Here is a 12991-nt window from a genome sequence, read left to right as displayed (position 1 = left end):
CCGGTTCGCCCGGTAACGGCTGTGGCCGGTGTGAACAGGGTTGTCGGCAGCTCGGCTGCCTCAGCGCCGACTGTAACGTGGCGGGGGGATTTCAACGCGCAGAACCCGCCGTGGCGTTACGTTCGGCGGCGCACCGCCCCCAGCTACCCTGCTCTGGTGTCGTTTCCGGGCGCGCCGCACCAGACCTGGCCCATCGCACCGCCGTTTGAGCGCAAAGTCCGCACGGTCGGCGCTCCGCTCGTCGTGCTCATCCTTCTGGGCACGGTCGCTGGCCTCATTCTCATCGCCCTGACCGCGCTCAACCCGGTCGGCGCCGCCATCGGCTTCGTGCTGTCCAGCGTGGCGATGGTGGTCGTGGTGCTGTGCTACGTCTGGCTGGACCGGTGGGAGCCCGAGCCGCCGCGGCTGCTGATCTTCGCATTCCTGTGGGGCACGTCCGTCGCCGTGGTGTTGTCGGTGATCCTCGGCCTCTACCTCGAGTCGTTGATCGCGCAGGGCGACGCGGAATCGATCGGCTGGGTGTCGACCGCCATCGGCGCGCCGGTGATCGAGGAGGCGGCCAAAGGGGCGTTTCTGCTGCTCATGATGACCGGCCGGCGCCGCCATGAGCTCAACTCGCTGACGGACTGCCTGGTGTACGCCGGCCTGGTCGGCGCCGGCTTCGCCTGGCTCGAGGACATCCTCTACATCGCCGGCGGCGAGTCGCTCGGCGACTCACTGCTCACCGCTGCGCTGCGGCTGATCATGGCGCCGTTCGCGCACTCCCTGTTCACCACGTTCTTCGCGATCGGCGTGTTCTTCGCGCTGCACCGCCGCAGTCAGCTCGCCAAGCTCGCCTACATCGGCCTGGGGTATCTGGCGGCGGTCGTCATGCACGGGCTGTGGAACGGGTCCTCGTTGCTGGGAATCGAGTGGTACTTCGGCGTGTACGTGCTGTGGATGATGCCGATCTTCGCGCTGGCGATTGTGCTCGCCGTGCAGAGCCGTCGCCGGGAGCAGCGCATCGTCGCGGCCAAGCTGCCCGGCATGGTGCAGGCCGGGCTGGTCACCCCCAACGAGGCCACCTGGCTGGGCTCGATCCGCACCCGCAAAGCGGCGGTCGCCGCGGCCGGCCGGGCGGGCGGGAAGCCGGCGGCGAAGACGGTGAAGAGGTTCGCGGCCCAGGTCGTCGAACTGGCCTTCGTGCGCGATCGCATCGACCGCGGGTTCGGCGACGAGCGGATCTACGCGATGCAGACGGAGGAGGCCTACGGCGTGCACGCCGCCCGCGCAGCCGCACCGACGCTGCAGTGGCTGGCCGACTACCGCTCACCGCTGCGGCCGTAACCTCCTTGCCGAGCGCGAGATACTGCTGACATGGCCGCCCACCTGTTCGACGTCATGCCGGCTTTTCTGGTCGCGTGTCTGATCCTTGCTGCGCTGCCGGGACCCGCGACGGCGCTGTTCCTGCACCGCTCGGTGCGGGATGGGCGCGCGGCAGGGCTCGCCGCCGTCGTCGGCAACGAGATCGGGATCTTCGGCTGGACGCTGGCGGGTGGCGCGGGACTGTCGGTGCTGTTGATGGCGAACAGGGCGCTGTCGCTTGCCCTGCACGTGATCGGCGCCGCGATCCTGATCTGGCTCGGGGTCAGCGCCTGGCGCACCGCCAATCACCCGGCAACGATCACGCCGTCGAACGAACCGCGCGGCAGGACACCGGTGGCGGCGTTCCGCGCGGCGCTACTGTCCATCGCCGCCAACCCGAAGGCGGCGCCTTCGGGATTGTGGTGATCCCGCAGTTCCTGCCGCCGAGCGGTGCGGTGCTGCCCACACTGCTGGTGCTGGCGGTGATCCAGCTCGTCATCGACACGGCGTGGTGCGCGGGCGTCGTGCTCGCTGCCACCCGGGCGCGGGAATTGTTGAGCCGCATGCCCATTCGTCGCCGGATCGAACGCGCGATGGGCGCCATTCTGGTGGCAATGGGCGTCGGACTGGCCGCGGAGGCCCGCTGACTCAGTGCGCTGCGGCGTCCCAGCTGCGGCCGTAGCCGACGGAGACCTCGAGCGGCACGTCGAGCGGGTAGGCGCTGCCCATCTTGTCGCGCACCAGCTTCTCGACGGCGTCGCGCTCCCCGTTGGCGACCTCGAAGAGCAGCTCGTCGTGCACCTGGAGCAGGATCCGCGACTTCAGGCCGGCCTCCTTGAGCGCAGTGTCGACGTTGATCATCGCCACCTTGATGATGTCGGCGGCACTGCCCTGGATCGGAGCGTTGAGCGCGGCGCGCTCGGCGGCCTCGCGCACGTTGCGGTTGCTGCTGTCGAGTTCGGGCAGATAGCGCCTGCGGCCGAACACCGTCGAGGTGTAGCCGTCCTTGCGGGCCTGGTCGACGACGTCGCGCAGATAGTCGCGGATTCCGCCGAACCGCGCGAAGTACTGCTCCATCTGCACCTTGGCTTCCTCGGTGGAGATCTTGAGCTGCGCCGCCAGCCCGTAGGCGCTCAAGCCGTACGCCAGCCCGTACGACATCGCCTTGACCCGGCGCCGCAAGTCGGGCGTCACCTCGTCGATGGGCACGTCGAATGCCCTCGACGCCACGAACGAGTGCAGATCCTCACCGGTGTTGAACGCCTCGATCAGGCCCGCGTCCTGTGACAGGTGCGCCATGATGCGCATCTCGATCTGGCTGTAGTCAGCGGTCATCAGCTCGGCAAAGTCACCCCGGCTGCCCTTGCCGACCACGAACGCGTCGCGGATGCGCCGACCGGCGTCGGTGCGGATCGGGATGTTCTGCAGGTTCGGCTCGGTCGACGACAACCGCCCCGTCGCGGCGATCGTCTGATTGAACGTCGTGTGGATGCGCCCGTCGGAGGCAACGGAATTGAGCAACCCGTCGACGGTGACCTTCAGCCGGGTGGCGTCGCGGTGCGCCAGCAGATGCTGCAGGAACGGGTGTCCGGTCTTGTCGAACAGCGACTGCAGCGCGTCGGCATCGGTGGTGTAGCCGGTCTTCGTGCGCTTGGTCTTCGGCATCTCCAGCTCGTCGAACAGCACCACCTGCAGCTGCTTGGGCGAGCCGAGGTTGATCTGCTTGCCGATCACCGCGTAGGCCGCCTCGGCGGCGTCCCGGATCATGTCGGCGAACTCGGACTGCAGCTCGCCGAGCTGGTTGAGGTCGACTGCGATGCCCGCGGTCTCCATCTCGGCGAGCACCCGCTGCACCGGCAGTTCCAGATCGCCGAGGAGCGAGGAACATTCCATGCGGGCCAGCTCCTCGTCGAGTGCTTCGGCGAGGTCCATTACCGCTTTCGCCCTCAGGATGACGGTCTGCACCGCCTGGTCGTCGACGCCGTCACTGTCGTCGAGCAGTGAAAGCTGTTGCTGCTCAGGGTTGTCCGCACGCAACTCGCGCTTGAGGTATCGCAACGAGAGGTCGTCGAGGGCGAAGCTGCGCTGCCCCGGCCGGACCAGGTATGCCGCCAGTGCGGTGTCGGAGGTGACGCCGGACAGTTTCCAGCCGCGGCCCTCGAGGTCGTGCATCGCCAGCTTGGCTTCGTGCAGCGCCTTCGGTGTTTCCGGATCGGCGAGCCAGGCCGCGAGCGCCTGCTCGTCCTCGCCGCTCAGCGTCGAGGTGTCGATGTACCGCCCGTCGCCGTCGGCGGCGACGATCGCGAGCGCGGTGGCGTCGGCGTCGTACGCCAGGTGCGTGCCCACCACCGCCATCCCGAAGCGCTTGCCGGAGCTGTGCTCGGCCAGCCAGGCGGCCAGCTCCCCGGCTTCCAGTGCGCCACCGCGCACGTCGAAGCCCTGGTCGACCTCCGGATCGGCGGAAGCCAACGTCTCGAACAACCGGTCGCGCAGCACGCGGAACTCGAGATCATCGAAGAGCCGGTGAATCTGATCGCGGTCCCAGGGCTGCATTCGCAGCGTGTCCGGGGTCTGCGCCAGGGGTACGTCTTTGACCAGGTCGGTGAGCTCGCGGTTGAGCACGACACTCGACAGGTTCGCCCGCAGCGCGTCGCCGACCTTGCCCTTGACCGCGTCGACGTTGTCGACAAGCGACTGCAGCGAGCCGTACTCGGCGATCCACTTGGTGGCCGTCTTCTCGCCCACACCCGGGATGCCGGGCAGGTTGTCGCTGGGATCCCCCCGCAGGGCGGCGAAGTCGGGGTACTGCAGCGGGGTCAGACCGTACTTCTCCAGGACCGCGTCCGGGGTGAACCGGGTCAGCTCGCTGACGCCCTTGCGCGGGTACAGCACGGTGACGTCGTCGTTGACCAGTTGCAGTGAGTCGCGGTCACCGGTCACCACCAGCACGCGGTAGCCGCCGTCGGCGGCCTGCGTGGCCAGCGTGGCGATGATGTCGTCGGCCTCGAAGCCGGGCTCGGCGAGCACCGTGATGCCCAGCGCCCCGAGTACCTCCTTGGTGATGTCGATCTGGCCGCGGAACTCGTCGGGTGTCGAGGACCGGCCGGCCTTGTACTCGGGGTACTTGTCGACCCGGAACGTCTGCCGGGACACGTCGAAGGCGGCCGCGACGTGAGTGGGCTGCTCGTCGCGCAGCAGGTTGATCAGCATTGCGGTGAAGCCGTAGACCGCGTTGGTGGTCAACCCGTTTCGGGTCTTGAAGTTCTCGGCGGGCAGCGCGTAGAACGCCCGGTAGGCCAGTGAGTTGCCGTCCAGCAGCATCAGTGTCGGCTTGGCGTCCGGCGTGCCGTCGGCGGCCGTCTTCTTGTCGGTGGCGGTGCTCGCTGGGCTCACGGCCCTACTCTATGCACCGCCGCCGACACCGGCGGCGTGGCTACCAGCTCAGTTGGGGGTGGTGTCGAAGTCGTCGGGTCCAACGCTCAAGTTGAGTCCGTCGCCTTCCACCACCAGGTAGGTGTAGTCGGCATTGGCCCCGCCCGCCGTGACGGTGCTGCCGTTGCCGATGATGCTGGCAGTGTTCCAAGTGCCGGGGCCGAACAGGGTGCCGCCCGCTTGAGCATCGCTGCCGTTCCCCCAGACGAAGGCGAGGTTGTTGTCACCGAACGCCGCCGTGGCCTCGCTGCCTGTGCCGTTGACGATGGCTTCGTTGTTGTCGCCGAACCCCGCCCCCGCGGAGCTGAAATCACCGAGCACGCCCGCCTGATTGTCATCGCCGCGACTGGCGATTGCCGTGCTGTTATTGCCGTACACCTCCGCGTAGTTCTCGTCGCCGAGGTTTGCGTCGGCGATGCTGTTGTCACCGACGACGATGGCGGTGTTGCCGTCATTGCCGTCACCAGGACTGCCGGTGAAGGTTTGGCCGGCGAAAGCCCTGCTCCCATCACCGTCGACGGTGGCGGTGTTGTTGTCGCCGCTACCCGATGCGGCCGAACTGTTGTTTCCGTCGACCGTCGCGACGTTGTTGTTGCCACTCTCCGCGTCGGTATGGCTGTTGTCGCCGGTGGTGATGGCGGTGTTGTCGTTGCCGGCGTATGCGTGAGCCTCGCTGTTGTAACCGGTGACGACGGCGATATTGCCATTGCCCGCGCCCGCCTCGGCGACACCGTCATCGCCGGTGACGGTGGCGGTGTTGCCGTCTCCGAGGTAGGTGAAGGCGCGGCTGTCATCGCCGACGACGGTCGCGGTGTTGTCGTCGCCGCTGTGCGCGATCGCCAGGCTGTCGTTTCCTGACACAGAGGCCAGATTGCCGCTCCCCTCGTAGACGTCTCCGCCGTCGGCAACGATGGTCCCGGAATAGGCACGACTGTTGTCGCCGTCGACGATGGAGGTGTTGTTTTCGCCGCCGGTCGCGGTCGCGGTGCTGAAGTTGCCGGTGACGGTGGCGGTGTTGTCGATGCCGCCTACGACGGCTCCCGCACTGCCCGCCGTGGCCGTGCTGTGGTCGCCCGTCACGGTTGCGGTGTTGCCGGCACCGTCGACGGCGGTCGCGGTGCTGAGGAACCCGGTGACCGTGGCGGTGTTGCCGTCGCCGCTCGCGGTGGCCGTGCTGTTGACTCCGGTCACGGAGGCGGTGCTGCCGGTGCCGGTCGCGGTCGCCGTGCTGGAAGTTCCGTCGACCGTGGCGGTGTTGGTGTCACCACCCGCGGTGGCGACGTTGCCGTCGCCGGTGATCGTGACGGTGTTGTTGGATCCGCCGGTCACCGTCGCCGTGCTGTAGTCGCCGTCGACGGTGACCGTGTTGCCGTTCGCGTCCGTGACGGTCGTGGCGCTGAAGGTGGCCAGGGGACTGTCGCCGGTGCCGATGGTCGCGGTGCTGTTGTTGCCTGTGACGGTCACCGTGTTGTTGTCGCCGCTGACGGTCGCGGTGCTGTTGTCACCTTGAACCGTGGCCGTGTTGCCGCTTCCCCCGATGGCGGTCGCGGTGCTGTCGGTGCCGATCGCGGTTGCCATGTTGTGGTCGCCGTCTGCAGTCGCGACGCTGCCATCCCCGCGGGCTCTCGCGACCGACCCCTGGCCGTCGCTGGTGGCCGTTGCGGTGCCCTTCTGGACGCGGGTGACCCCGTTGGTCGAGATGCTCATGTTCTGACCCGGTGCATTTGCATTCCTGTCCGAGTCGGCCGGTTTCGCTTGGGCCAAGCCCGGCAGCGCCACCACCCCGGCTCCGATGCCCAGAAAGACGGCCAGCGCTCCGACCCGGCCGATGTGATTCGCGTACATTCTGTCCTCCCCGCCGCGCCTGAGCGACGCGCGTGCAACGTCGTGGTGAGGCAAGTATGTGCTGGTCAGACCCCCTCAGAACGGGTACTGAACTACGCCTTTTCGGGCATGCCGGCCGCAGCGACTACGCCATTTCGCGTCGTTCGCGGATGTCGACTACGCCTTCCGCTTCGTGGCGCGGTACCGATGTCCCTCGACGGTTCGCACGGAGACGTTCAGCCGCTGCGCGATGTCGCGATTGGTAAAGCCGCGCGCCGCCATCGCCAAGACCTCCCGCTGCCGGCCGGTCAGCAGATCCGACTCGACCGCGCGCAGGGCGGGCGTTGCCAAGCCGCCGCAGGCTTCCGCGAGCTCGTGCGCGCGCGCCAACTCCGTCAGAGCGGACCCTCGTTGGTCTCGCCGTCGATACACGTCGGCCGAATGTGCCGCCGCGTCGACGGCCGCCGCGAGGTCACCGAAGTCCTCGAAGAGGCGCGAGGCCTGCGAAAGCCTGTGTGGGTCCCCGTGGGCCAACGCATCGGCATGCGCGGCGATGGCGGAAATGCGTGGGCCCTCGATGGTGTCGCGCAGCTCGGCCAGCCGCGTCGCCGACGTCGTGTCACCGAATCGCGCCGCGGTGTGCAGACACACCGCCTCCTGCGCGAAATAACCCCCGTGCCGGGCGATCTCGGCAGCGTGCAGGCTTTGCATCACCGCGGCCGTCAGCGCGCCTTCGGCCGCCGAAACCCAGGCCCGGGCAAGGACACAGCGGGGCTCGAGGTAGCCGAAGGGATTGTGCTCGGCTTCCAACGCCGTCAACACCGCCGCCGAGGTTTCCACGTCGCCGGCGGTCGCCAGCGCGACGACGAGATCGCACTTGGACAACACGTCACCCAACTTCACATTGCCGAGCGAAGTGAATGTGGCTACGGCCTCCTCCAGCGAAGTGCACGCGGCCCCGACCCGTCCGGTTCCGAGCTGGATATGGCCCATGAACAACGCCGCGTAGGCCGATGACGCCACCGGAGTGCCGACGGTCCTGCGGGCGACGCGCTGAGCCAGCGCTTCCGCTTCCCTCAGGTGCCCAGCGAAGACGAGGGCCTGAAGGTGGTGTTCGGTGAAGCCGAACAGCATCGGAGCCGCACCTCGTGAGCGATCGGCCAACTCGTAACCGCGTCTGGCCGCCTCGACCGCGTCGTTGCCGCGGCCGGCGTACCCGCACGCCAGAACCAGCGCGTAGTTCAGGTTCATCGCAGCCACATCCGAAAGCTGGGCGCTGTCCACCGTTTCGGCCGCGGCGAGAGCCCTGGCGGCCGAGCCTTCGGCGGCTTCCAACAAGACGCGGTAGGCGATCAGGACACCGTGTGACGCGGCCGGGAGCCGGGATTGCGCGTCGTCGAGCACGCGACGCGACTCGACCGTCCGCCCGAGGACCCAATACAGGTTGGCTGCCCGGAACATGGCGAGGTTTGCGAACTCATCCGGTGAGACATCCCTCTCCGAAATGCCGGCGAGGATGCGTTCGGCCTCGGGCGCCCGCCCGATCAGATGCAATGCGAACGCGTGCAGGTAGGTCGATTCATATGTCGGATCGACTCGCCGGGCTTCACCCGCAAGCCGTTCTGCGAGAGCTGGATCCAACAACTGCATCGCAATGCCTGCAGCCGCGGTGAACAACTGGCCGTCGGGCGGCAGGTCAGAGTCGAGCCACAGCAGTGCGCGACGCAGTTGCTCCTGCGAGTCGGGTGGTGCGGCGTCCGGAAGCGCGCGCAGAATCCGGCCCCGCAGGTGACGACCACGCTGACCGCTGGTCCTCCAACGGCGAACTTCGCCGTACAGCGGGTGACCCAGGCGTGCCACGGCGGACTCCGCGTCGTGCTCGATGCCGATCAGACCTCTGGTCCGCGCTTCTTCGACGACCGGCCAACCCACGACCTCGGCGAGTAGATCGCACTGCAGCGGCCCGGCGACGGCGATCAGATCCACGACGTCTGCCAACGGCTCCGACAGGGACCCCATTTGCGAGGTGACGAGGTCCGCCAGCTCCGTGAAGGCCGTGGCGTCACCGTGCCAGGCCCACGTGCCGTTGCGGACGGACCACTGCCGGCGTGCGAGTTCCTGGTCTACGAGATGGCGCAGGAAAAGCACATTGCCGCGGGTCAGGTTCCACAACCGGAGCAGGGTCGAGGTCTCCAACTGCCCGTCGAGGACGCGGGTCAGCAACTGGCCGGACTCTGCCTTGGAGAACGCGGGCAGGTGGATGCGCTCCAGGTACAGGTCCTTCCACAGCGCCGTCACCGCTTCAGGCGCCGGCTCGTGGCTGCGGACGGTGAGGACGACCTTGGCGAGCCGACGGTGGACGAGTTGGTGGACCACGAACGCGGACAGCTCGTCGAGCAGGTGCGCATCGTCAACTCCGACGACAACCCGACGATCGCCCGCGGTCACCGCCTCGATCACCGAGCGGACCAGCATCGTGGGTTCTGATCCGCCATCGCCGATCCATGCCGAGAAGGCTCCGAGCGGCAGTGCACGCCCGGATCTGGTGGCGACGACCCAGCGAGTCTCGTACTGCCCCGACACTGCCGCCAGGACCTCTCGAGCCAGCCGACTCTTGCCGACGCCTGCGTCGCCGACGACCACCGCGCCGGCGTAGGGGTCGACGCCCAAGAGGCCGCTCACGATCTGCGCCACTTCGTGTGCACGACCAGTGAACGGCCAGTCGTTGTCCACTAGCGAATTTTAGGGCCGACGAACTGCCCGTCACCGGCGATTAACGCCCAGTGCATGCGAATCGAGCAACTCTAGGCCGGCGGCGGACCGAGCCGACCCGTCCGGATCCAGTCGACCGCCATGTCGACGGGGTTCTGCGGGTCGACGAAGACCGCGAGCGTCGCGCCCGGTCGCACCGTCGCCGTGTGCAGGTGCGCGACGACCTCGTCGAAGACGGCACCGTAGGGCGCGGTGCCGTCCTCGCGTTCGACGCGGACCTGGATCCGCAGCACCGGCGACGTGTTCAGGTAGGAACCGACCTGCCACACGCCCTCGACCGTGACGGTCGCGGGCACGCCTGCTCCGTTCGTCAGCTGTGAGTGCCGCATCATCGTCATACCGATCTCCGAGGCGTCGGCCGCCTCGTGAATCCGGTTCGGGATGTCGACGATCTGGCCGAGGAACGACGAAGGGCGCCCCTGCGACTCCAGATACTGCTGGCCGCTGCGGTACATCCGCGCCCAGTCCTTGAACACGTTGGCCATGGCGAGGATTCGCTCAGTAGCCGAGGAACTTGCGGAACTGCTGACCGACGGCCATCGACTGGCCCATCCGCTGTACCCAGCCGTCGAGCGCGGCCTTGGTGTCCGCCGGATCCCAGCCACGCTCCTGGGCGAGGGTGATCATGCCGGCCTCGTTGTTGATTCCGCGGGCCTGCGCGTCCCGCGCGAGATCGGCATAGTCCTGCAAGGAGATTCCGTTGATCGGCTGGCAGATCGGGTCATCGGCGGCCACCGACCGCGTCGACGGACCGCCGAACATCGCCGTGTCGATCGGTCCGGCACCGCGCACGTGCACCATTCCGTCCTGCTGCTGGCCGCCCTGCTGCGCGAACGCCTGCCCGGCCTGCTGAGCCGCCTTCTTCGCCTTGTCGAAGAGTCCCATCGATGTTGTCCAATCGTTCCGGACGTCGTCCCGGTGACGTCGTCATGCGGATGAGTACAGACCGTCGCCGTGGCTACCGATCCCAACAACGACATCGTCGGTGCCGGACGCACATCCGGCTGGGGTAGCGCACTACCCCAGTCATGCACGGACCCCGAAACTGGAACACGTTTCAGTTCTCCGGCGTGACTCGGTACGCTGACCGGGTGTCAGCATCCACTCAACCGGCGATTGACGGCTGGTTTGCGACGGACGGTTCGGGGTTGCCGTATCTGATCGGCGGTAAGTGTCATCGGTGTGGGACGTATGTGTTCCCGCCGCGGGCCAATAACTGCCCCAACCCCGCGTGTGACGGTGACGAGCTTGCTCAGGTGCCGTTGTCGCGGCGCGGGAAGCTGTGGAGTTACACCGAGAACCGTTACGCTCCCCCGCCGCCGTATCCGGCGCCGGATCCGTTCGAGCCGTTCGCGGTGGCTGCGGTCGAGTTGGCCGACGAAGGCCTGATCGTGTTGGGCAAGGTCGTCGAGGGCACGCTGGCCGCCGACTTGAAGGTCGGCATGGAGATGGAGTTGACCACGATGCCGCTGTATGTGGACGACGACGGTGTCGAGCGGGTCGTGCACGCGTGGAGGATCGCGTCATGAGGCCTGAGCCGGTGTACATCCTGGGTGCGGGGATGCACCCGTGGGGCAAGTGGGGCCGCGACTTCACCGAGTACGGCGTTGTGGCTGCGCGGGCCGCGCTGGCCGAAGCCGGCCTGGATTGGCGCCAGATCCAACTGGTCGCCGGCGCGGACACCATCCGCAACGGCTATCCCGGTTTCGTGGCCGGGGCCACGTTCGCCCAGAAGCTGGGCTGGAACGGGGTGCCGGTGACGTCGAGCTACGCCGCCTGTGCCAGCGGTTCGCAGGCGCTGCAGAGCGCGCGGGCCCAGATTCTGGCCGGGTTGTGTGATGTGGCGTTGGTGATCGGCGCCGACACCACGCCCAAGGGGTTCTTCGCCCCGGTCGGCGGGGAACGCCGCAATGACCCCGATTGGCAGCGGTTCCATCTGATCGGGGCGACCAACACCGTGTACTTCGCGTTGCTGGCGCGCCGACGCATGGACCTCTACGGCGCCACGTTGGAGGACTTCGCCGCGGTCAAGGTCAAGAATGCCAAGCACGGCTTGGACAATCCGAATGCGCGTTATCGCAAGGAATCCACCATCGACGACGTGCTGGCCAGCCCGGTGGTCTCCGACCCGTTGCGACTGTTGGACATCTGCGCGACCTCCGACGGGGCGGCGGCGCTGGTGGTGGCCAGCAGGGCGTTCGCCGAAAAGCACCTCGGCTCGGTCGAAGGGGTGCCCTCGGTTCGCGCGGTCAGCCTGCAGTCCCCGCAATACCCCCAGCATCTGCCCGAACTGCCCGATATCGCCACCGATTCCACCGCCGTGGTCGCCGCACCCGAGCGGGTGTTCAAAGACCAGATCCTCGACGCCGCTTACGCCGAAGCCGGCATCGGACCCGAGGACCTGAGCCTGGCCGAGGTCTACGACCTGTCCACCGCGCTGGAACTGGACTGGTACGAACACCTCGGGCTGTGCGCCAAGGGCGAGGCCGAACACCTGCTGCGCAGCGGGGCCACCACCATCGGCGGAACCACCCCGGTCAACCCCTCCGGCGGACTGGCCTGCTTCGGTGAAGCCATCCCCGCCCAAGCCATCGCCCAGGTCTGCGAACTGACCTGGCAACTCAAGGGCCAAGCCACCGGCCGCCAAGTCGAAAACGCCACCGTCGGCATCACCGCCAACCAAGGCCTCTTCGGACACGGCTCCTCGGTAATCGTTGCGCGCTAGCGACTTTCAGCCCTACGGCCCCTCGTATTGGGGCGCGCTGGCGGTGTTCGTGATCGGCGTTGCCCTGCTGGTGTGGACGGGACGCAGGCAGTCCGACGAACAGTCACGTCGCTTCGGCCGGATCCTCGGAGCAGTGACCGCGGCCATCTACGCCGCGATCCTGGTCTACAACCTGATCCCGCCGGACATCGGCTACTCCGTGCCGCTGCAACTCACCGATCTCGCGACGATCGTCGCCGCGTATGCACTGTGGACGCAACGACATTGGGCGTACGCCTTGACCTACTACTGGGGACTGGTGCTGAGCGTGCAGGCGCTGATCTCACCAGTGCTGCGTGGCCCGGACTTCCCGCACTACCGATTCCTCGCGTTCTACGCGATCCACCTGGTGGTGGTGTGGGCCGCCGTCTACCTGACCTGGGGGCGTCGCATGCGACCCGACTGGCGCAGCCTTCGGTTCGCGGTCCTGGTCACCCTGGTGTGGGGAGCGGTCACGATCACGTTCAACGCCATCGCGGGTACCAACTACGGCTTCCTGAACTCGAAGCCGGCGACGGCATCGCTGCTGGATTTCATGGGGCCCTGGCCCGTGTACGTCTTGGTCGGCACGGCGCTGGTCGCCGTCGCCTGGGCGCTCATAACCTGGCCCTGGCAGCGGCGATGATCGTCGTCGTCCGGGTGAAACCCGGCAGTTCCAAGGGCCCGCTCGTCGAAACCGACAGCGCGGGCGCTCTCACCGTCTACGTCCGTGAGCGGGCGATCGAGGGAAAGGCCACCGAAGCGGTCGCCAAGCTGCTGGCCGCACACCTCGGGGTGCCCACCGGTCGAGTGCAACTGGTGTCCGGGGCGAAATCGCGCGTGAAGCGATTTCGGATCACCTAGCCCGCATCGACG

General features: G+C 67.6%; 12 protein-coding genes. 7 read left to right on the top strand and 5 right to left on the bottom strand.

The window, feature by feature from the left end; all coding sequences use genetic code 11:
- Positions 1–156 precede the first annotated feature (156 nt).
- From ABGB19_RS20395 to ABGB19_RS20385, 3 genes are read left to right on the top strand one after another with little or no spacing between them, the layout of a single operon-like run.
- Complete coding sequence (locus tag ABGB19_RS20395) at positions 157–1326, top strand: PrsW family intramembrane metalloprotease (RefSeq protein ID WP_347687797.1); 1170 nt, start codon at positions 157–159, stop codon at positions 1324–1326.
- A 30-nt stretch (positions 1327–1356) separates the two neighbouring features.
- The gene (locus tag ABGB19_RS20390) at positions 1357–1770 is read left to right on the top strand and encodes a LysE family translocator (RefSeq protein WP_347687796.1); all 414 of its coding nucleotides are present in this window, start codon (positions 1357–1359) and stop codon (positions 1768–1770) included.
- On the top strand, positions 1764–1991 hold the full coding sequence (locus ABGB19_RS20385; protein WP_347687795.1) for a hypothetical protein: 228 nt from the start codon (positions 1764–1766) through the stop codon (positions 1989–1991). Before ABGB19_RS20390 ends, ABGB19_RS20385 begins: the two co-directional genes overlap by 7 nt.
- Position 1992: 1 nt before the next feature.
- Here ABGB19_RS20385 and polA read toward each other — a convergent pair whose 3' ends face one another.
- The 5 genes from polA to ABGB19_RS20360 form a co-directional block, all read right to left on the bottom strand.
- Positions 1993–4665, bottom strand: a complete 2673-nt coding sequence (gene polA, locus ABGB19_RS20380; RefSeq protein WP_347687835.1) for a DNA polymerase I — start codon at positions 4663–4665, stop codon at positions 1993–1995.
- Positions 4666–4785: 120 nt separating this feature from the next.
- Positions 4786–6621 (bottom strand): hypothetical protein, encoded by a 1836-nt coding sequence (locus ABGB19_RS20375; RefSeq protein ID WP_347687794.1) that lies wholly within the window; start codon positions 6619–6621, stop codon positions 4786–4788.
- A 156-nt stretch (positions 6622–6777) separates the two neighbouring features.
- Complete coding sequence (locus ABGB19_RS20370; protein ID WP_347687793.1) at positions 6778–9333, bottom strand: LuxR C-terminal-related transcriptional regulator; 2556 nt, start codon at positions 9331–9333, stop codon at positions 6778–6780.
- A 71-nt stretch (positions 9334–9404) separates the two neighbouring features.
- Complete coding sequence (locus ABGB19_RS20365; RefSeq protein WP_347687792.1) at positions 9405–9857, bottom strand: hypothetical protein; 453 nt, start codon at positions 9855–9857, stop codon at positions 9405–9407.
- Between the two features lie 13 nt (positions 9858–9870).
- Positions 9871–10257, bottom strand: coding sequence for a hypothetical protein (locus ABGB19_RS20360; RefSeq protein WP_347687791.1), 387 nt, complete (start codon positions 10255–10257; stop codon positions 9871–9873).
- 206 nt (positions 10258–10463) lie between these two features.
- On the opposite strand from ABGB19_RS20360, the gene ABGB19_RS20355 reads away from it, so the two are divergent.
- Genes ABGB19_RS20355 through ABGB19_RS20340 form a run of 4 tightly spaced genes read left to right on the top strand, consistent with a single transcriptional unit; the run spans position 10464 to position 12979 of the window.
- Positions 10464–10901 (top strand): OB-fold domain-containing protein, encoded by a 438-nt coding sequence (locus tag ABGB19_RS20355; RefSeq protein WP_347687790.1) that lies wholly within the window; start codon positions 10464–10466, stop codon positions 10899–10901.
- The gene (locus ABGB19_RS20350; protein WP_347687789.1) at positions 10898–12097 is read left to right on the top strand and encodes a lipid-transfer protein; all 1200 of its coding nucleotides are present in this window, start codon (positions 10898–10900) and stop codon (positions 12095–12097) included. Before ABGB19_RS20355 ends, ABGB19_RS20350 begins: the two co-directional genes overlap by 4 nt.
- Positions 12087–12761: a TIGR02206 family membrane protein gene (locus tag ABGB19_RS20345; protein ID WP_347687788.1), complete on the top strand. Its 675-nt coding sequence runs from the start codon at positions 12087–12089 to the stop codon at positions 12759–12761. Before ABGB19_RS20350 ends, ABGB19_RS20345 begins: the two co-directional genes overlap by 11 nt.
- The gene (locus ABGB19_RS20340) at positions 12758–12979 is read left to right on the top strand and encodes a DUF167 domain-containing protein (RefSeq protein WP_347687787.1); all 222 of its coding nucleotides are present in this window, start codon (positions 12758–12760) and stop codon (positions 12977–12979) included. Before ABGB19_RS20345 ends, ABGB19_RS20340 begins: the two co-directional genes overlap by 4 nt.
- Positions 12980–12991: the final 12 nt, after the last annotated feature.

Source organism: Mycobacterium sp. B14F4 (genome assembly GCF_039871645.1).
Classification (GTDB): Bacteria; Actinomycetota; Actinomycetes; order Mycobacteriales; family Mycobacteriaceae; genus Mycobacterium.
This window is presented reverse-complemented; position numbering and strand designations above follow the sequence as displayed.